At 47.3% G+C, this 20,617-nt stretch carries 17 protein-coding genes and 1 tRNA gene; 16 read left to right on the top strand and 2 right to left on the bottom strand.

Annotation, left to right across the window (positions count from 1 at the left end; genetic code table 11):
• The first annotated feature begins 8 nt into the window (after positions 1-8).
• From BN587_RS01830 to BN587_RS01795, 8 genes are all read left to right on the top strand, one after another.
• A tRNA-Val gene (locus BN587_RS01830) sits at positions 9-84 on the top strand.
• 544 nt (positions 85-628) lie between these two features.
• Positions 629-1,381, top strand: coding sequence for a Fe-S cluster assembly ATPase SufC (sufC, locus tag BN587_RS01825; protein WP_009145555.1), 753 nt, complete (start codon positions 629-631; stop codon positions 1,379-1,381).
• Between the two features lie 14 nt (positions 1,382-1,395).
• Positions 1,396-2,802: a Fe-S cluster assembly protein SufB gene (sufB, locus tag BN587_RS01820; RefSeq protein ID WP_021719441.1), complete on the top strand. Its 1,407-nt coding sequence runs from the start codon at positions 1,396-1,398 to the stop codon at positions 2,800-2,802.
• An 11-nt stretch (positions 2,803-2,813) separates the two neighbouring features.
• Positions 2,814-3,917, top strand: coding sequence for a SufB/SufD family protein (locus tag BN587_RS01815; protein ID WP_021719440.1), 1,104 nt, complete (start codon positions 2,814-2,816; stop codon positions 3,915-3,917).
• Entirely contained in the window at positions 3,907-5,142 is a 1,236-nt protein-coding gene (locus tag BN587_RS01810) for an aminotransferase class V-fold PLP-dependent enzyme (RefSeq protein WP_021719439.1), read from the top strand. The genes BN587_RS01815 and BN587_RS01810 overlap by 11 nt, the downstream gene beginning before the upstream one ends.
• Positions 5,132-5,563: a Fe-S cluster assembly sulfur transfer protein SufU gene (sufU, locus tag BN587_RS01805; protein ID WP_021719438.1), complete on the top strand. Its 432-nt coding sequence runs from the start codon at positions 5,132-5,134 to the stop codon at positions 5,561-5,563. The genes BN587_RS01810 and sufU overlap by 11 nt, the downstream gene beginning before the upstream one ends.
• 141 nt (positions 5,564-5,704) lie before the next feature.
• Positions 5,705-6,904 carry an HD domain-containing protein gene (locus BN587_RS01800; RefSeq protein ID WP_044483950.1) on the top strand — a complete coding sequence of 400 codons (1,200 nt, stop codon included), beginning with the start codon at positions 5,705-5,707 and terminating at the stop codon, positions 6,902-6,904.
• Positions 6,905-7,083: 179 nt separating this feature from the next.
• The gene (locus tag BN587_RS01795) at positions 7,084-8,319 is read left to right on the top strand and encodes a Glu/Leu/Phe/Val family dehydrogenase (RefSeq protein WP_021719436.1); all 1,236 of its coding nucleotides are present in this window, start codon (positions 7,084-7,086) and stop codon (positions 8,317-8,319) included.
• Positions 8,320-8,485: 166 nt separating this feature from the next.
• On the opposite strand, the gene BN587_RS01790 is transcribed toward BN587_RS01795, so the two are convergent.
• Together BN587_RS01790 and BN587_RS01785 are read right to left on the bottom strand one after the other, a co-directional pair.
• Positions 8,486-9,238: a TPM domain-containing protein gene (locus tag BN587_RS01790; RefSeq protein ID WP_021719435.1), complete on the bottom strand. Its 753-nt coding sequence runs from the start codon at positions 9,236-9,238 to the stop codon at positions 8,486-8,488.
• A gap of 44 nt (positions 9,239-9,282) precedes the next feature.
• A complete protein-coding gene (locus BN587_RS01785) occupies positions 9,283-9,837 on the bottom strand; it encodes a LemA family protein (RefSeq protein ID WP_021719434.1) in 555 nt (184 codons plus the stop codon).
• A gap of 520 nt (positions 9,838-10,357) precedes the next feature.
• Between BN587_RS01785 and BN587_RS11285 the strand changes: the two genes are divergently transcribed.
• The 8 genes from BN587_RS11285 to BN587_RS01745 form a co-directional block, all read left to right on the top strand.
• A complete protein-coding gene (locus BN587_RS11285; protein ID WP_021719433.1) occupies positions 10,358-10,672 on the top strand; it encodes a helix-turn-helix domain-containing protein in 315 nt (104 codons plus the stop codon).
• 156 nt (positions 10,673-10,828) lie between these two features.
• Positions 10,829-11,242: a CtsR family transcriptional regulator gene (locus BN587_RS01775; RefSeq protein ID WP_021719432.1), complete on the top strand. Its 414-nt coding sequence runs from the start codon at positions 10,829-10,831 to the stop codon at positions 11,240-11,242.
• A gap of 4 nt (positions 11,243-11,246) precedes the next feature.
• The gene (locus BN587_RS01770) at positions 11,247-13,976 is read left to right on the top strand and encodes an ATP-dependent Clp protease ATP-binding subunit (RefSeq protein ID WP_021719431.1); all 2,730 of its coding nucleotides are present in this window, start codon (positions 11,247-11,249) and stop codon (positions 13,974-13,976) included.
• Positions 13,963-15,330, top strand: a complete 1,368-nt coding sequence (gene radA, locus BN587_RS01765; protein ID WP_021719430.1) for a DNA repair protein RadA — start codon at positions 13,963-13,965, stop codon at positions 15,328-15,330. Before BN587_RS01770 ends, radA begins: the two co-directional genes overlap by 14 nt.
• A 513-nt stretch (positions 15,331-15,843) precedes the next feature.
• On the top strand, positions 15,844-16,527 hold the full coding sequence (locus BN587_RS01760) for a Crp/Fnr family transcriptional regulator (RefSeq protein ID WP_021719429.1): 684 nt from the start codon (positions 15,844-15,846) through the stop codon (positions 16,525-16,527).
• A gap of 322 nt (positions 16,528-16,849) precedes the next feature.
• Positions 16,850-18,118 carry an SLC13 family permease gene (locus BN587_RS01755; RefSeq protein WP_021719428.1) on the top strand — a complete coding sequence of 423 codons (1,269 nt, stop codon included), beginning with the start codon at positions 16,850-16,852 and terminating at the stop codon, positions 18,116-18,118.
• Positions 18,119-18,502: 384 nt separating this feature from the next.
• Positions 18,503-19,777, top strand: a complete 1,275-nt coding sequence (locus BN587_RS01750) for an SLC13 family permease (protein WP_021719427.1) — start codon at positions 18,503-18,505, stop codon at positions 19,775-19,777.
• Between the two features lie 427 nt (positions 19,778-20,204).
• The coding region (locus tag BN587_RS01745) for an SLC13 family permease (RefSeq protein ID WP_044483940.1) at positions 20,205-20,617 on the top strand (413 nt) is incomplete at its 3' end.

The raw sequence follows: 20,617 nt of genomic DNA, 5'->3' as shown, positions 1-20,617 counted from the left end.
CCATTTTCGGGCGCTTAGCTCAGCTGGGAGAGCGTCTGCCTTACAAGCAGAATGTCAGCGGTTCGATCCCGTTAGCGCCCACCACGTAAATTCAGCACTTCATATAAATGGAGTGCTTTTTTCGTTATGTGGCTAACTTTCTGTCTGTCAATCAGCAGACATTAGCTGTGTATATTTTTATTATAATCGATAACAGGATGCGAAGCTGAGGCATATGCTTGCGCATCCTGTTTTACTTTGGGAGAGTTTGCAAAAGCTTGCCGAAGGGCTTGAACTTATTAATTGATTTAAACCAATTCGGGTTACTGCGCTTCGATTTGTATTTTTCTCGGCGTTGTTTCCGGAAAAATTTTTCCTAGACAGTGAATTTGGCTGTTTTGACCATAAATTTTCCAGTCTCACTATAAATTTTCCTGAAAATATTATATAATAAGAAGAATGCTGTTAAAAGGCATTTTTAAGTGCGCTGTATTGCAAAATATTTGCGAATTGTAGGCGTATATTTTCATTAAGCGCTTGCATAGTGCGAGAAATAATTTTATAATAGGGTATGGAATTCATACTAGAAATGTGGGAATTAAAATTTTGAGAAGCAGTTCTTCCGGATTGCTTCGATTGGAGGATAAATATGGCAGAGAATTTATTAGAGGTAAGGAATCTCGTAGTCAATGTAGAGGACAAAGAGATTCTGCACAATATTAATCTTGATATTAAGCCGGGTGAAACTCATGTGCTTATGGGACCTAACGGTGCAGGCAAATCCACCTTGGGTTATGCGCTGATGGGTAATCCCAAATATACCGTAAAGGGCGGCAGTATTAATTTTGCCGGCGAAGACATTACCAAACTTGCCGTAGATAAACGTGCTAAGGCAGGTCTGTTCCTTTCCTTCCAAAATCCGCTGGAGGTTCCCGGCATCAGTCTGAGCAGCTTTTTGAAAACTGCTTTGGAGCAGCAGCGCGGTGTACGCATCAAGGCTTGGGATTTCCGTAAGGAGCTGCGTCAGGCTATGGCTTTGCTGCAGATGGACAGCAAATATGCCGAGCGTGACTTGAACACTGGCTTCAGCGGCGGCGAGAAGAAGAAGGCAGAAATTCTGCAGCTTTTGATGCTGAATCCTAAGCTGGCAATTCTGGACGAAACGGACAGCGGTCTGGACGTTGACGCAGTGAAGATTGTTTCTCAGGGCATTAAAACCTTCCAGGAGCATCGTCAGGGAGCATTGCTGATAATCACTCATAATACTAAAATCCTGGATGCACTGCATGTTGACCACACTCATATTCTGGCTCAGGGACAAATTATCAAAAATGCCGGTCCGGAGCTGGTTGATGAAGTCAGCAAAAATGGCTTTGAAAAGTTTTTGCAGAATAAGGAATAACTGGTGGGGAAAATATGGAAGAAAAAACCTATGTTGATGATATAGACAGAAGTCTTTACGACTTCCGTAACGAGGATAAGGACGCTTACCGCATTCAGGAAGGCCTGACACGTGAGATTGTTGAAAAAATCTCCCGCGAAAAGCATGATCCTGAATGGATGCTGGAATTTCGTCTGAAATCCCTTGAGATTTATAATAAGCTGCAGGTGCCGAACTGGGGACCTTCGATTGATGGTCTGAATATGGATAACATCGTTACCTATGTACGTCCTAACACGAACATGCAGGGCAAATGGGAGGATGTTCCCGAAGATATTAAGGATACCTTTGATCGTCTGGGTATTCCCCAGGCAGAACAAAGCAGCTTGGCCGGTGTAGGCGCACAGTATGATTCCGAGGTTGTCTATCATAATGTGCGTAAAGAGGTAGAAGAGCAGGGCGTTATTTATACTGATATGGAAAGCGCCTTGAACGGACCTTATGCGGAGATGGTGCATGAGCATTTTATGAAGCTGGTGCCGCCTACTGACCATAAATTTGCTGCACTGCATGGCGCAGTGTGGTCCGGTGGTTCCTTTGTTTATGTACCGAAGGGAGTCAGTGTGGCTATTCCGCTGCAATCCTACTTCCGCTTAAATGCGAAGGGCGCAGGCCAGTTTGAGCATACGCTGATTATTGTTGACGAGGGCGCAGACCTGCACTTTATCGAAGGCTGCAGTGCGCCAAAATATAATGTTGCCAACCTGCATGCAGGCTGCGTAGAGCTGTTTATCGGCAAAAATGCTAAGCTGCGTTATTCTACGATTGAAAACTGGTCGAAGAATATGTATAACCTTAATACCAAGCGTGCCTTGGTTGAAGAGGGCGGTACTATTGAATGGGTTTCCGGATCCTTCGGTTCCCACGTTTCCTATCTTTATCCGATGAGTATTTTGAACGGCACCGGCGCGCATAGCGAATTTACCGGCGTAACATTTGCCGGTCACAGCCAGAATCTTGATACAGGCTGCAAGGTTGTGCATAATGCACCGAAAACCACCAGCATTGTCAATACCCGTTCTATTTCCAAGAGCGGCGGTATCAGCACCTTCCGCAGCAGTGTAGTTGTTACCAATAAGGCTAAGCAGGCCAAATCTTCTGTTTCCTGCCAAAGCCTGATGCTGGATAATATTTCCCGTTCTGATACTATTCCTGCTATTGATGTGCGTACTGCCGATGCGGATATCGGACATGAGGCAAAAATCGGCCGTATCAGTGACGATGCGGTATTCTACCTGATGAGCCGCGGTATCAGCGAGGAAGAAGCGAGAGCAATGATTGTCAGCGGCTTCGCGGATAATGTTTCTAAAGAACTGCCGCTGGAGTACGCTGTTGAGATGAACAACCTTATCCGCCTGGAAATGCAGGGCAGTATAGGTTAAGGAGGAGCAGCATGATAGAAGAATTAGTGATTAATCAGTTGCCTGCTCCGACCTGGAACAGGTTAAAAATGAATGAAACAAAGCTGGCCGGTCTGGAGCTGCCGCAGGATAGCTGTGAACCGCGTGTAGCTTTGGAGGGCAGCGTTTGCTTGAATAAAAGCAAGGGCAGCAATTGCTGCGGCTGCAGCGAAAAGGCACAGTGCGCAGTACATGGCACTGATTTTGCCAAAATAGCAGGCGGCGTCGGTGAAGCAATTAGCAGTCTGGGCGAAGGCCAAAAGCTGCGTCTTGTTGCTGACGCAGGCAAGAGTGTAGCTGCTGTTACTCTGCGTTATGCCGATAATACAAGCTGCTATAATCAGATTGAAATCGAAGCTAAGCCCGGCAGTGATGTTACTGTGCTGATGACCTATATTTCCACAGCCCAGGCTAAAGGTCAGGCTAGTGTACAAACTAAGATAGATGTAGCTGCCGGCGCTAAGGTTAAGCTGGTGCAGGTGCAGCTTTTAGGCAGAGACTTCCTGCATATCAACGACGTTGGCAGTGAACTTGGCGATAATGCTGCCTTTGAGCTTCTGCAAATCCAGTTGGGTGCAGATAAAATCTACAACGGCGCACGCACGGAGCTTCTTGGTGACGGCAGTGATTTCAACGCTGCTATCGGTTATTACGGCCGCCATGGACAGACTGTGGACATGAACTTTATTGCCAACCATTACGGCAAAAAGACTACCTGCGAAATGACTGCAGACGGCGTGCTGCAGGGTGGTGCCAAGAAGATTTACCGTGGCACGATTGATTTCAAAAACGGCAGCGCCGGTGCGATTGGCGATGAAAAGGAAACAGTATTGCTGTTGAGCGACGACGTGGTTAACCAGACGATTCCGCTGATTCTGTGCAGCGAGGAGGACGTGCAGGGCAACCATGGCGCCAGCATCGGCAAGCTTGATGACGAATTATTATTTTATTTGTGCAGCCGCGGCTTCAGCGAGCAGGAGGCTGTTGATATGATGGCTAAGGCGAAGATTGATGCTTTGTGCCGCAAGATTGACGATGAGGATACGGTGCAGCTGGTGCAGCGTTATCTGGAAGGAGTGATGGCAGATGGTGAATGATAAGGATTTACTGTCCTTTGATTATAAAAAGGATTTCCCTTTGCTGGCAGCTAACGATGTTGCTTATTTGGACAACTCTGCTACCACACAAAAGCCTGCCTGCGTTATTGAGGCAGAGCGTGATTTTTATCTCAAACACAATGCTAATCCGCTGCGTGGCTTGTATGACCTAGCAATGCAGGCAACCGACATTTATGAAGATGCGCGCGTTGCTGTGCAGAAGTTCATCAATGCCAAAAGCGAGCAGGAAATTATTTTCACCCGCAATACTACGGAAAGCCTGAACCTGGTGGCATACAGCTACGGTCTGGCTAACCTTAAGCCCGGTGATGAAATCGTTACCACTATTATGGAGCATCACAGCAACATGCTGCCCTGGCGCATGGTTGCGCAGCAGACCGGTGCTGTAGTAAAGTACATTGAATGTGCTGTTGACGGCAGCATCAGCGATGAGGCTATCGATGCAGCTGTAACCGAAAAAACTAAAATCGTAGCGATGGCAGAGGTTTCCAACGTTTTGGGACGTCTGAATCCGATTGCCAAGGCTATCAGTGCTGCGCATAAGGTTGGCGCTGTTGCTGTTATTGACGCAGCGCAGAGCGCACCGCATATGGCGATTGATGTGCAGAAAATGGACGCTGATTTTCTTGCCTTCAGCGGTCACAAGATGCTCGGACCTATGGGCATCGGTGTGCTGTACGGCAAGAAGGAATTGCTAGAGGCTATGCCTCCGTTCCTGAGCGGTGGCGAGATGATCAGCTTTGTAAGCCGTGACGGTCAGGAATATGCACCGTTGCCGCATAAGTTTGAAGCAGGTACGGTAAATGCTGCCGGTGCTGCCGGACTGCATGCTGCTATCGAATATATCAACAGCATCGGCTTTGAGGTAATCGAAGCGCGCGAAGCAGCGCTGACGAAATTAGCTTTTGATGCCATGCATAAGATTCCCGGTGTGCATATTATCGGCGGTAAAACTGCAGAGGAGCACAAGGGTATTCTTACCTTTACGGTAGAAGGAGTGCATCCGCATGATATTGCTGCAATCCTTGATGCTGACGGCGTAAATGTACGTGCCGGCAATCATTGCGCTCAACCGCTGTTGGACCACCTTTGCACAGGTGCAACTGCCCGTGCAAGTCTGGCCTTCTACAATTCGGCAGCAGATGTAGAGCGCTTCATCAACAGCTTATCTACAATAAGGGAGAGAATGGGCTATGGCAGATAATAGAGCCTTTTATAATGAAATTTTAATCGACCACAATATGCATCCCGGTCATAAGCATGATTTGCCTGACGCAGACGTAGAGATGCGCGGCTACAACCCCAGCTGCGGTGATGATATCACCATGAAGCTGAAGCTTACTGACGGCGTTGTTGTCGACGGTGCCTTTCAGGGCAGCGGCTGTGCAATCAGCCAGGCAAGTGCTGACATGATGCTGGACCTGGTTATCGGCAAGAGTGAAAAAGAGGCCTTGCGCCTTGCTGATATTTTCCTGCGCATGATTAAGGGCACTGCCAGCGAGGAAGAGATTGACGAGCTGGAGGAAGCAGGTGTGCTGCAGGATGTATCCCACATGCCGGCGCGCGTTAAATGCGCCGTGCTTGGCTGGCATACACTGGAGCAGATGCTGGATAAAAAGGCATAAGTTAATTAACGGGCAGCTTTCGCACAGGCGGAGGCTGCCTTTTAATATATGCAGGTACAAAATAAAGTTATCGGCGTTCTTGCCAAAAGCCTGCTTTTGCTGTTAAATAAGAGTAGACGTGTTTATGAGGGAGATGAAGCAATGCTGACCAAAAGCTTTATTGAATTTTTATATGATGCAGCGCATATCCAGCGCTGGAATGAGCATATCCGTCCCAGCGGCTTTACAGAGCTTGATAAGCAGGCTCATAAGATGATGATTATGTATGTGCTGGCCCGCCATGAGGAGGATGACCATGGTGCGCAGCTCAACTGGCGTCTGCTGATAGAAGGCGGCATTTTTGAGTTTTTGCAGCGTAACGTGCTGACTGATATCAAGCCGCAGATTTTCCATGAAATGATGCGTGTTTATGGCAAGGAGCTTAATGCCTGGGTTTATCAGGAGCTGCGGCGGCGGATTCCTGATATTCAGGAAGATTTTATGGAAAAAATGCAGCTCTATTTTGAGGACCCGCAATACTGCGCTATGGAAAAAAAGATTTTACGCGCTGCACATTATCTGGCAACAAAATGGGAATTTGAGCTGATATATCACTTTAATGAGGGTATTTACGGCAGTGAGGATACCAAGGCTGTTATAGAAAACGAGCTGGAGGATTATTACGACTTGGCGGCAGTAAAGAAGCTGGCGCTGAAGGGTAAGAGCAGCAAGTTTATCGATCTTGTCGGCCAACTTCGCTTCCAAAAGCGTTGGGCGCAGTCGCCGCGTGTTCCTGAAACCTCTGTTATGGGGCATGTACTGTTGGTAGCGATTATGGGTTATTTTTGCGCAGTTAAGCTGGAAGCCTGTGATGAGCGTATCGTGGGCGATTTCCTCTGCGGTCTTTTCCACGATTTGCCGGAGGTGCTGACACGCGATATTATTTCACCGGTCAAACGCAGTGTACCGGGCCTTGATGAGCTGATTAAGCGTATGGAAGAGCGTATGGTAGCTGAAAAGATCCTGCCGCTCTTGCCTTATACCTGGCATGAGGATATTCTGTATTATACGCAGGATGAATTTTCCAATCGTGTCCGCATTGACGGCAAGGTAGTACATACGAGTATTGAAGAGATTAGCAGCAAGTACAACAAGCCGGGCTTCCATGCAATTGACGGCAGCGTGCTCAAAGGCTGCGATAATCTTTCGGCCTTTGTAGAGGTGTGGCTGTCGCGTCGCTATGGTATAACCTCCAAGCATATGGAGGAGGGCGAGCGGGCTATTCGCGGGCAGTACAAGAATAAAATTATTGGTGGAATTGATTTTGGCAGAGTATATGATGAGTTCCCTATAATAGACTAAAGTAAAACGCCGGCGGCTTCGCTGGCGTTTTTACTGTAAACAAAATGGTTTTGTAAGTAAAAAAGCTCTTGAATATAAGAAAAGTTACAAAAAATTCTGTAGACACTGAATAATGTACACGTTATAATAAGAGTACGGATATGGGGTTATATCCTTTTGGAAAGCAAGGAGGCTTGATTATGAATATTTTTGAAATGGCCCAAATTCCACTGAATAAAGCGATTGAGACAATGGAGCTTGATGCAGGCGCAGCAGCTATTATTGCGGTTCCCGAACGTACTTTGGAAGTTTCTATTCCTGTAAAAATGGATGACGGTACTACAAAAGTATTTACCGGCTATCGCAGCCAGCACAGCACAATCCTTGGCCCCGCAAAAGGCGGTGTACGCTATCATCAGAATGTAAGCATGGATGAGGTAAAGACGCTTGCCTTTTGGATGACCTGTAAATGTGCCGTAGCCGGTTTGCCCTATGGTGGCGGCAAGGGCGGTATTATCGTAGATCCGGCAAAGCTTTCAAAAGCTGAGCTTGAGCGTCTGACACGCGGTTATATAGATAAAATTGCACCGATTATCGGTGAAAAACGTGATATCCCGGCACCTGATATGAATACTAATGCTCAGATTATGGGATGGATGATGGATGAATACAGCAAGCTGAACGGTCAATATGAGCCTGGCTTTATTACAGGCAAGGCAATCAGCGTAGGCGGCTCCTTGGGACGTACTGCTGCTACCGGACGCGGCGTTGTTGTTGCTGCATTGGAGGCGCTGAAGCTGCAGGGAATTCAACCCTATGAGGCAACTGCTGCCGTGCAGGGCTTCGGCAATGTAGGCAGCTGGACTGCCAAGCTGTTCTGTGATGCAGGTGTTAAGGTTATTGCCTTGAGTGATGTTTACGGCGCTATCTTCAAAGAAGATGGTTTTGATTGCTATGATGTAGATGCATATGTCAAGAAAACAGGCAGCGTAATAGGCTATCCGGGAAGTAAAGCAATTAGCAATGCCGAACTGCTGGCAATGGATGTTACCGTGCTGGCACCCTGCGCTATTGAACTGCAGCTGACTATGGAGAATGCGGCGGCTGTACAGGCAAGCATTATCTGCGAGGGTGCAAACGGACCGACTACGCCGGAGGCTGACGATATTCTGGAGGCTAAGGGGGTTATGGTTATTCCTGATATTCTGGCCAATGGCGGCGGTGCAACCGTAAGCTATTTTGAATGGGTACAGAATTTGTACCGTTACTTCTGGCCGGAGGAAGAGGTTATTGAAAAGCAGAACGCATTGATGCGCAAGGCCTTTAAGGCGGTTTATGAAAAAGCTAAGCAGTATAATGTAACGCTGCGTGTTGCTGCTTACATGGTTGCTTTGGGCAGCCTGGAAGAAGCAATGAAAATCAGAGGCATGGTATAACTGCCGAATTTCGTTTAATAATATAAAATGATATGAACTCCTGCCCGGGCATTGTGCCTTGGCAGGAGTTTTAGCATTGTAGCTGTATTGTCGGCTAACTGTAAAGTTAGCATAAAAAAACTGCACCACCGAAAAGTGATGCAGTTGATTTGGTTTTATATTGCTTTTACCAGCTGCGGGACGAACCGCCGCCACCACCGCTACCACCGCCGAAGCCTCGGCCTCCTCCGCCGCGCCCACCGCCGCGGAAAATCAGCAGCAGCAGGATGCGCGTAAAAAAGCCGCCAAGTAAAAGATTATCAACAATAAGAAAACCGATTACTCCCAAAGCAAACAGCAAATCATCTAGGCTGGAGCCTGTATTTTTTTGCGGTTGGGAAGCGGGAGCCTGATATTTCACCCCGCTCAGCTCCGTATTATAGCCTTGGGCAATTTTGGCTGCGGCAGCCTTATAGCCCTGCAAAATACCCTTGCTGTAATTACCGTCCTTGAAGTAAGGAATCATATACTGGTCTTGGATGCGTCCGGTAAGACCGTCAGGCAACGAGCCTTCCAGACCATAGCCAACTTCAATGCGTGAGCGTCTGTCTTTGACGGCGACGACAATGAGCGCACCGTTATTTTGTTCTTTGCTGCCAATGCCCCATTGGCGCAGAACCTCCAGAGCGTAATCCTCAATAGGCTCGCCGTCAAGAGTGTTGATTGTCAGTACTGCCAGCTGTGCTGTTGTTTTGTTGTCAAGCTCAGCGCCCAAGCTGAGCATTTGCTGTTTATCCTCTTCAGAGATGACACCGGCGTTGTCCTGTACGTAAATGCCGCTGCCGGCCGCCGGTCGCGGCGGAATGGCAGGCGCGGCGCCGGCGTAAGCGGCAAAGAAAGTCTGCAGGATAAGCAGCAGGCAGATTATAAAACGTTTCATTATTATCCCTCCGTCAGCAGTTTGCAGCTAGCGGGATTATCTGCTTAAAATTTAACCTGCGGTACCTTTTGGGCAGCTGCATCTGCCTTGAAGTAATCCTTGGCGGTAAAGCCGAAGGCACCGGCGTATAAAGAGGTAGGCAGAGATTTGATTTTTGCGTTGTAGGACTGTACCGCATCATTGTAGTCCTTACGTGCTACGGCGATACGGTTTTCGGTACCTGCCAGCTCATCCTGCAGTTGCTGGAAGTTGGTGTTGGCCTTCAAATCCGGGTAATTTTCGGCAACAACCAGCAGACGGCTCAGAGCACTGTTCATTTCATTGTTGGCTGCAGTTGTTTCTGCTACGGTTTTGGCACCGCCAAGCTTAGCGCGGGCATCGGATACAGCCTTGAAAACCTCCGTTTCGTGCGCTGCATAGCCCTTGACGGTATTTACCAGATTAGGGATTAAATCGTTACGGCGCTGCAGCTGGTTTTCCACCTGCGACCATTTGCCGGTAACATTTTCATTCATGCTTACAAGACCATTATAGCTGCTGAAGAACATAACTGCCATAATGACAATAGCGGCGATAACGCCTAAAAGACCTTTACCCATTTTTATATCTCCTTTCGTATTTAACAGACATCAGACAGGCTTGGAATACCTGCTTGATTTAATTGTAGAGGAAAGCTTTCGTACTGTCAATTTACAAAAAGTCAAAAAGGCAAAGAATTTGCGAAACTATTGTGAAATATGCCGCTTTTTTTCAGCAATTAAAGAATCATAGAAAATTATTTATAAAACAGAGATGCTTTTTGTTTTCAAACAATGAGAATAAGAAGGAGAAAAGTTTGGATGCAACTTAATTGCCTTAAAATATTAATTATTATTATTGCATAATGCCTTAAAGAGGTGTATTATATAATTAGGTAAGCTGGTTTAAGCATTCGTTAAAAGGACAATTAAAGTGCGAATAGAGCGCCGGTTCCGGGAGAGGGGGTAGCTTTTCAGGAAATGGTTCTGAAAGAATGCTGTGTTATATTATATAGGGTGCGGTTATGTAGAAGGTCATTTCACAAGCAGTAGGATGTAGCTGGCATCACTATATCAGCAAATAGTTAGGGGATGAGCTAATATGGCAAAGCAAGTGGATTATAAGGCTGTTGGTCTACGTATCAAAACATTGCGTTTGAAGAATAATATTTATCAGACTGAGCTGGCTAAAAATATAGGTGTATCACAAACCCATATGAGTAATATCGAAAGCGGGCGTGCCGGTCTGACCTTGGAAAATCTGGTTAAGATGACGAATATTTTTAATTGTGGTATTGATGAGATAGTATTTGGTGAAGAAAAAGCAAAGAAAGAAACTGCAGCGACTTCTCTGGAGAATTTCACTATGCAGGATATCGTGCAGGCTTTGCAGATGCTAAAGACTATTAAGGGTTAATTAAATAATTAATTCGGATTATAAAAGGCTGCTGTAGCTAAATAGAGTTGCGGCAGTCTTTTTTTTGCGCGCAGATTTCTGTCATAGATTTTTCACTTGCCTAAAGTCGAAAAGTCAAATATAATATATTCAAATATAAAATCAAGGTGAGTTACTATGAAAAATTTAGCAGATGCAATTGAAAGCTTTATTATAGGTGAATTGCTGCGTGAGCACGAGAATACTGTGCTTGTGCAGCGAAATGAGCTGGCCGAGCGTCTTTCCTGCGCTCCCTCGCAGATAAGCTATGTGATCAGTACACGGTTTACGCCGGAGCGTGGCTTTATGGTGGAGTCAAGGCGCGGCAGCGGCGGTTTTGTGCGAATTATACGCATGCAGCCTGCTGTAGAGACACCCAAGCCGCCTACGGCGATGCAGCTGGTGCAGCACTTGCAGCAGCAAAAGATGATTACGGCAAGAGAGGGCGCATTGCTGCAGTATATGCTGCAGATTATTGACGCCGATGAAGATAAGAAGAAGGAAATCTTGCAGCAGGCTGTAAGCTTGCTGCATAGTACCGGACGGAGGTGAAGCGATGCTTTGTGAAATTTGTCATAAAAAGAAGGCCATCATGCACATGGTGTGCCTGGTAGGCGATAAACAGATTGATAAATGGCTTTGTGGTGAATGCGCCAAGGATTATATGCCGATGGGCATGGGTGGCATGCCGTTGACACCGGAGGGCGCTAAACGCTTTATAGATGAGCTGCTGAAGAGCGGCGGAAATATCGGACCGCAGCCCAAGAAAAAGGTTACCCGTGAGGGATTCAGCGAGGCAGCGGCCAAGGTGCTGGAGCTGGCAACAACCAAGGCTTTAGATTGTGGCAGCGAGCATATTGGTACGGAGCATATTTTGTGGGGACTTTTGACAATCCCTGATTGTACCGGCAAAAGGCTGCTGCACAGATTATATAATAATCTCGAAGAGATACAGACGGAGCTGGAAGGCTGGCTGGATAAGGGCGGCAAGCAGACTAAGCTGCCGCAGTACAGCCAACGCGCGCAGCGTGTAATGGAGCGTGCGGCAGAGAACGCGCAGGAGCTGGAGCAGGAATACGTAGGCAGCGAGCAGCTGCTTGTAGGCTTGCTGGCAGCTGGCGATGGCATTGCCTATCAGGTGCTGCAGAAGTTTGATATTACGCTGGAGTATGTCAAGGAGCTGGTGCAGACGCTTGATGACCAGCGCAAGGCTGTACCGGGCAGAAATCAGCAGCGTCGTTCGGTAGAAGAAAAGCAGGCTGATGTTTTAGAGGTTCTTGCAGAATATGGACGTAATTTGAATCTGGAAGCAAGCCGTGGCAAGATTGACCCGGTGATTGGCCGCGATAAGGAGGTAGAACGTCTTATCCAGATTTTGTGCCGTCGCACCAAGAATAACCCGGTAATTATCGGCGAGGCTGGTGTAGGTAAAACCGCTATCGCAGAAGGCTTGGCGCAGAAGATTATCAAGGGTGACGTGCCGGATTTTCTGCAGCGGAAAATCGTTTTTTCACTGGAGCTGGGCATGCTGGTGGCAGGTGCCAAATACCGCGGTGAATTTGAAGACCGCATGAAGGAAATTTTGCAGATGGTACGCGACGATAAGCGGATAATCCTCTTTATCGACGAGCTGCATACAATTATCGGTGCTGGCAGTGCCGAGGGCAGTATTGATGCGGCCAACATCATTAAGCCGGCGCTGGCGCGCGGTGAGCTGCAGGTTATTGGCGCAACGACGGTTGATGAATACCGTAAGCATATTGAAAAGGATGCGGCTTTGGAACGACGCTTCCAGCCGGTGCTTGTGGATGTACCGAGCGCAGAAATCAGCGAAGCGATGCTGCAGGGCTTGCGCCAGCGCTATGAGGAATTCCATAAGCTGCAGATTCAGCCGGAGGCCATTAAGGCGGCAGTGGAGCTTAGCGACCGCTATATTACAGACAGAAACCTGCCGGATAAGGCTATTGATCTGATGGACGAGGCCTGCGCCCGTCTGCGTATTAAGCTATATAAAAAATCTGCACCGGCACGTGAGCTGCAGGAGCAGCTGGAATATCTGCAGCTGGAAAAGGAAGAGGCTGTTGAGCAGCAGGATTATGAAAAGGCAGCTAAGCTGCGCGACGACGAGGCGGAGCTGCAAACGCAGCTGGCTGAAGCCTTGGCGGAGGTTGCTATGACGCAGCCGGTAACTGCGGAGGATGTAGCTGAGGTTGTTGCCTCCTGGACGGGGATTCCACTGACACGCTTGACCGAAACCGAAAGCAGTCGTCTGCTGCAGCTGGAGCAGCGCCTGCATAAGCGTGTTATCGGTCAGGAGGAGGCTGTAAGCGCTGTAAGCAGGGCTGTGCGCCGTGCACGCGCAGGCTTCAAGGATAAAAACAGACCGGTTGGCTCCTTCCTCTTCCTTGGTCCTACAGGTGTAGGCAAAACAGAGCTGGCGAAGGCGCTGGCAGAGGAGCTTTTTGGCGATGAACGCGCTATGCTGCGCTTCGATATGTCGGAATACATGGAAAAGCACACTACAGCGCGATTGATTGGCGCACCTCCCGGCTATGTAGGCTACGACGAGGGCGGCCAGCTGACAGATGCAGTACGCCGTAAGCCTTATTGCGTAGTGCTGTTGGACGAAATCGAAAAGGCACATCCAGATGTGTTTAATCTGCTGCTGCAGATTATGGAGGATGGCCGTCTGACCGATGGACAGGGGCGCACGGTAGACTTCCGTAATGCCGTGCTGATTATGACAAGCAACGCCGGCGCACAGCAGCTGGCTAACACCAGACCGCTGGGCTTTGCCGGCAACGAGGCAGGCGAGCGCAAGAACCGCAAGGAGCAGGTGCTTGCTGAAATCAAGAATATGTTCCGTCCGGAGTTTTTGAACCGTGTGGACGAAATCCTTGTCTTTAATTCCTTGGGCAGACAGGAGCTGGAGCTGATTGCCGACAATATGCTGCGTGAGCTGAACCAACGTCTGGCAGGCAACGGCCTCAGCATCGAGCTTACCGCTCCGGCACTCGAGCTGCTGCTGCAGGAAGGCAGTGACAGCAAGTACGGAGCGCGTCCACTGCGCCGAGCTTTGCGTAAGCTGGTGGAGGATCCGTTGAGCGATTTGTTCCTGGCAGGAAAATTCCACAGCGGTGACAAGATTATTGCCGAGGCTGCAGATAAAAAAATGGATTTCCGTACGGCGATTGAGGGAGCACAGTTTTTGTTGGAGCTGCCGGTGACAGATGAACAGACTGCTGCCGTAAGCAGCGGAAAGGAGCCACAGCATGGCCAGAACTAAGAGCAGATTTGTCTGCCAGGAATGCGGTTATGTTGCCTCCTCGTGGCTAGGACGCTGCCCGGAATGCGGCGGTTGGAATACGCTGGTGGAGGAGGCAGAAGTGACTGCCAAGGCAAGTAAAAGCTATTTGCCGGCTAATAACGAAAAGCTGCGGCCGCGCACTATCGCCAGTGTTGCTCAAACAAAGGTAGAACGTCTGGCAACAGGGATTCGCGAATTTGACCGCGTGCTGGGCGGCGGTGTCGTGCCCGGCAGCCTTGTGCTGCTGGGAGGCATGCCTGGCATAGGCAAATCTACGATTTTGCTGGACGCAGGTCTGCGCTTCGGGCAACAGGGAATAAAGGTGCTGTATGTCAGCGGCGAGGAATCGGAGGAGCAGACTGCAATGCGTGCCGTCCGCTTGGGCGGAGCGCAGTCCAATGGTAACCTGCTGATTCTTACGGCAACGGATCTGGATGCTATTTTGGCGCAGGCGAATGCCTTGAAGCCGCAGCTTTTGATTATCGACAGTATCCAGACAATGTATAATCCGGAACTGCAGACTGCTGCCGGCAGTGTGGGGCAGGTGCGTGAGTGTACTGCCAAGCTGCTGCAGTTTGCCAAAAGTACGGGCATTGCTGTGCTGCTGATTGGTCACGTTACTAAAGATGGCACCATCGCCGGACCGCGCCTTTTGGAGCATATGGTGGACGTGGTGCTGCAATTTGAGGGTGACCGTTCCTATTCCTTCCGCGTTTTGCGTGCATTAAAAAACCGCTTCGGCAGTACGAGCGAAAGCGGCATTTTCTCTATGGAGGCGGGCGGTCTGCAGGAGGTAGCAAATCCTGCCGGTCTGTTTTTGGAGGACAGAGATGGTGAAGCAGCAGGCAGTGTTATCGGTGCCTGCATGGAAGGCAATAGGCCGATTATGGCAGAAATCCAGGCGCTGGTAGCTAAAACTCCCTACGGCATGCCAAGACGTACGGCAGTAGGCTTTGATTATAACAGAGTGAATATGCTGCTGGCGATTCTGGAAAAACGTTTTGGCTTAGACTTTGGCATTTATGATGCTTATGTCAACGTAGTTGGTGGCATGAAGGTTAATGAGCCGGCGGCAGATTTGGCGGTAGCGGCAGCGCTTGTTTCCAGCTATCGGAACAGGCCTCTGCCTAAGGGCATCCTCGTTTTTGGCGAAGTTGGTCTTACAGGCGAGGTGCGCCGCGTCAGCGCGCCCGAGCGCAGGATTATGGATGGCATTAATCTGGGCTTCAGCAAATTCATTGTACCGGACAGCAAGCTGCAGCTGCCGTCTGTCAAGGCACAGATTGTGCGTGTCAAAACATTGGAGCAGGCGATTGCGGCTATGTTCGGTTAAAGACAACATTTATAGATTAGTCAGATATAAAAAAGCGCAGGCTGGTGAACAGTCTGCGCTTTTTTGTCTATACAGTGGGCAATCCTCATATACCGGCTGATGCTTATAATGCAAAAAAATCCCGGTACACTTCCCTCAAAATGTACCGGTAAAGCAATTGGTATAAGGAACAACATCCCAACAAATGTCTTAAGGTTATTATGGTTATATTATAAATTGTGCGACAATTTGCGTGCGTTGCCATTGCAACGTTTTTACAGCGTACAAGCGCTTTCTTTATTTACAAAACATCTCAGAAAAGAATAATTTTGTAAGTTATGTAAGTGAAGGCGGATAGCGCCTGAAACCACAGTTTTTGGGGCTTTCGGGCACTATAAAAAAACAGAAAAAATGTTGCGTGAGCAACAAAATTACTAAACGTTTACTTTAGTTACATAATATTTACATATGTATTTTAATTTGGGATAATAAGGATGTGGAATAACTAATATGAAATAGAAGGCTGGTGATAATATGGCAGTAAAAATGTTTGCACCGAATTATCATGATATACCGTTGTTTAAAGGCTTGGGCAGAGAAGAAATTAACGAGGTTCTGCATAAGTTTCATGGACTGATTAAGCATTTCCCTAAGTCTGACTATATTTATCTGGCAGGTGACTGCATAGAAAATTTATGCGTTGTCATGGAAGGCACTGTTCAGATGATCAAAGAGGATATCTGGGGTGAAAAATCCATTATTGCCAATTTGAGCGCAGGCGATGTTTTTGCGGAAAACTACTTGGGTAAGCTGAGTGACCGCAGTGTGGTAAGCTATTTTGCTGCAAGCGACAGCGAGATTCTGATGCTTCCGTTAGGCAGAATGCTGTTTGATGGTACAAATCATAATGAAACCAACAGACGTCTGATGTGCAATATCGTTTCGATTCTGGCAGACAATAATACACGCCTGATTGAGAAAACGGAAATTCTTTGCAAAAAGACCTTGCGCGGTAAGATTATGGCTTATCTTGAGCAGGAAGCAAGGTACAATGGCAGTGATAAATTTACTATTCCTTTTAACCGTACCGTTTTGGCTAATTATCTGGATGCCGACCGCAGTGCTTTGACCAGGGAACTGGCGCGCATGCGTGCTGACGGACTTATCAGCTTTGAGAAGAATACATTTGAGATTCTGGAGCATTCTCATACGGAATAATAATTATATTTTTATTAAGAAAGGCACCGTGAAGGTGTCTTTTTTTATTGTCTTGAACACTTGCTGAAATTAGTACCTGAACAGCTGAAAAACAGCGCTTAAGTAATTAAAATAAGATACGTAAGTTTATAAACAAAAATACAATAGAAATTATGAAATTCAGAAACTAAAATATGAAAAAGATTATGTAAAATATAATAAATTTGTTGCCTGGGCTACAGCGGAAAGATGGAAGAAAATGCTATCATAAAATCAACGGAAGAGCATATAAGATTTCATTGCTGTATGACTTTCGGAAAAAGATTAAAAGGAGGTATTGCTTATGTCCCCCGCAATCAAATGTTTAATTCTGTTAGCGGTAATTGCTTTGTTCTTTGTAACTGAAATTATACCCTTGGCAATTACTGCAATCGGCGGCGCTGTTGCCTGCGGCTTGCTGGGTCTGATTCCGGCCAAGCAGGTTTTCAGCGGTCTCTCTAATTCTACTGTAGTACTGTTTGCCGGTATGTTCGTGGTTGGCGCGGCAATGTTCTACACCGGTTTAGCTCAGGCTATCGGTGAAAAAGTAGTGCATATTTTCGGAACCGGTGAAAACAGCCTGATGCTTGGCTTAATGCTTGTCGGAACTGCTCTTTCTTCTGTTCTCTCCAACACCGGTACCTGCGCTTGCCTGATGCCGGTAGCACTTGGTATCTGTGCTGCTTCCAAAAACCCTGCGTCCCGCCAGCTGTTGCCGATGGCATATGCTTGCGGTTGGGGCGGCATTATTACTCTGGTAGGTACACCGCCTAATATTATCGGCAGTGGCGCTCTGACAGCTGCCGGTTTGCCGGGGTTCAGCTTCTTTGAATTTGCCTGGATTGGTATTCCTTTATCTGTAGCAGGTATTCTCTATATGCTGCTGATTGGCAAGTATCTGCTGCCGAAGGCAGAGCTTGATGCGGATCAGGAAATCGAGCAGGAAATTGAAGCTACTACCCATGATAAGAAAAAGCAAATGATTTCCGGTATGATTCTGTTGGTCTGCGTAATCGTAATGGCCTTGGATTTTAAGTTTATCAGCTTGGAAATGACTGCTATTATTGGTGCTCTTGTATGCGTACTTACCGGTTGCCTGACTGAAAAACAGGCTTATTCCTCCATCGACTGGGTAACCATCTTCCTGTTTGCGGGTATGATGCCTGTGTCCACTGCAATGGATAAAACCGGCGCAGGCAAGCTGATTGCTAACTGGGCAGTGGGACTGATGGGTGGCGAACCTACACCGCTTATTGTAACGATAGTACTGTTTTCCATCTCCTGCTTCCTGACACAGTTCATGTCCAACACCGCTTCTGCTGCGTTGCTGTGCCCGATTGGTATAGCGATTGCTAAACAGCTGAATGCAGACCCCAAGGCCGTTGTAATGGCGATTGCTGTTGCTGCATCCTGCGCATTCGCAACTCCCGTTGGCACTCCGCCTTGTACTCTGGTACTCGGTCCCGGTGGCTACAAATTTATGGACTATGTGAAATGCGGAACCGGTCTGGTGCTGGTATGCTTTGTTGTAAGCTTGATTGTTATTCCGATGGTATGGCCGTTCTTCCCTTAATGCTCCCATATTAGACGACACCCTGAATCAAACACTGGCAGAAAGGTCGCTGTTGCTGTAAAAGCGCAGCGGCCTTCTGCTGTTATATAGGCGGGAGAAGATGATAAAAATAAACGTGTTGACAGCCTATAATATGTCAAGATTTTTTAGTACCTAGACACATAATAACGGTACGACAAGTACTAAAAATAACTTTAAAAAATTAAATAAATATAATGTAAGTAAAATCAGTTAAAATATTCTGAAAAGCATACAAAAGTGTTGCTTAAGTCACATTGCTGGCGAAGCTTTTACGTTAATATTAAGACAACGGGAATGTAGAAAAAACTCATAAAAAGTTATAATTATACATCTCGTGAATACTTACAAAAGGAGGAAACTATTATGTCCCCTGCTATTAAGTGTTTGATTCTGTTGGCTGTGGTTGCATTATTTTTCATTACCGAACTCATTCCATTAGCAATCACTGCTACTGCCGGTGCTATCGCCTGTGGTCTGTTGGGGTTATTGCCTGTTAAGCAAGTTTTTAGCGGTTTATCTAACTCTACCGTAGTATTGTTTGCCGGCATGTTTGTTGTAGGTGCAGCAATGTTTTACACCGGTCTGGCGCAGTCCATCGGTAACAAGGTTGTACATCTTTGCGGAACCGGTGAAAACAGCCTGATGTTTGGTCTGATGATTGTCGGCACTGCACTCTCTTCCGTGCTTTCCAACACCGGTACTGCGGCCTGCTTGCTGCCTGTAGCATTAGGCATCTGCTCTGCAGCGAAGATTCCTGCTTCCCGTCAGTTAATGCCTTTGGCATTTGCCTGCGGCTGGGGTGGTATCATCACTATGGTAGGTACTCCGCCTAACATCATTGCAACCGGCGCTCTGACTGCTGCCGGCCTGCCGAGCTTTGGCTTCTTCGAATTTGCCTGGATCGGTATTCCGGTATCCATTGCCGGCATGCTGTACATGATGTTTATCGGTAAACACCTGCTGCCGAAGGTTGAGCTTGATGCTGACCAGGATATTGAGCAGGAAATCGAAGCTACCAGCACTGACAGCAAAAAACAGATTATCTCCGGTGCTATCCTGATTGCCGTTGTTCTGGTAATGGCTCTCGATATCAAAGGCGTAACTCTGGAAATGGCTGCTATTATTGGCGCGCTGATTTGCGTACTGACCGGCTGCTTAACCGAAAAACAGGCTTATGCTTCTATCGACTGGGTAACCATCTTCCTGTTCGCAGGTATGATGCCTGTATCCACCGCTATGGATAAAACCGGCGCCGGCAAGCTCATTGCTGAATGGACTGTTGGTCTGATGGGCGGCGATCCTTCTCCGATGGTTGTAACTGCTGTACTGTTTGCACTCTCCTGCATCCTGACTCAGTTCATGTCCAACACCGCGTCCGCTGCTCTGCTGTGCCCGATTGGTGTAGCAATTGCTAAGCAGCTCAATGCTGACCCGAAGGCTGTTATCATGGCAATCGCTGTTGCAGCATCCTGCGCATTCGCAACTCCGGTAGGTACTCCTCCGAATACTCTGGTTCTTGGCCCCGGCGGCTACAAATTCATGGACTATGTTAAAGCAGGTACCGGTCTGGTTATCGTATGCTTCATCGTATCCCTGATTGTAATTCCTATCGTATGGCCGTTCTTCCCGGGCAAGTGAGTTGAATGTAATATTTTGACAAATTAGTACTTACTTTACTTAAAAAACTAAAGAAAGTGGTAAAAATGCCGTGCGCTATTGCATGGCATTTTTGCTTTAATAAAAATGAGAGAGCTGGGTGAAATACAGTTGATAAAAGGGGTTTTGAAATATATGCAGTTAATTTTAAAAGAAAAAAATAACGCCTAGAGATTTATGATAGCGTGGTCATATATGGAATATGAAGAGCTGGTGCTAAAAAATGTGTTGCCTGTGCAACAGAAGCGCAGAAAAAATGCTGTTATTATAAATTCAACAAAGCAAATAACAATACTTAATAAAGTAAAAAAGATTGCTTTGACATGTACTTTCACAAAGCAATAATTAAAGTTATATAATGTCCAGATGACATTGTATATAAAAATTTTTTACAAAGGAGGAACTTAAAATGTCCCCTGCAATTAAGTGTTTAATCCTCTTGGCAGTAGTTGCGTTATTCTTCGTAACCGAACTCATTCCTCTCGCAGTTACTGCAACCGCTGGCGCTATTGCGTGTGGCCTGTTAGGCCTGATTCCTGCTAAACAAGTATTTAGCGGCTTGTCTAACTCCACCGTTGTACTTTTCGCCGGCATGTTCGTTGTTGGTGCAGCAATGTTCTACACCGGTTTAGCTCAGGCTATCGGTAACAAAGTAGTTCATCTGTGCGGCACCGGTGAAAACAGCCTGATGTTTGGTCTGATGGTTGTTGGCACTGTACTTTCTTCCGTGCTTTCCAACACCGGTACTGCAGCTTGCCTGTTGCCTGTTGCATTAGGTATCTGCTCTGCAGCTAAGATTCCTGCTTCCCGTCAGTTAATGCC

It is taken from the genome of Phascolarctobacterium succinatutens CAG:287, assembly GCF_000434895.1.
In the GTDB taxonomy this organism is placed as follows: Bacteria; Bacillota; Negativicutes; order Acidaminococcales; family Acidaminococcaceae; genus Phascolarctobacterium_A; species Phascolarctobacterium_A succinatutens_A.
This window is presented reverse-complemented; position numbering and strand designations above follow the sequence as displayed.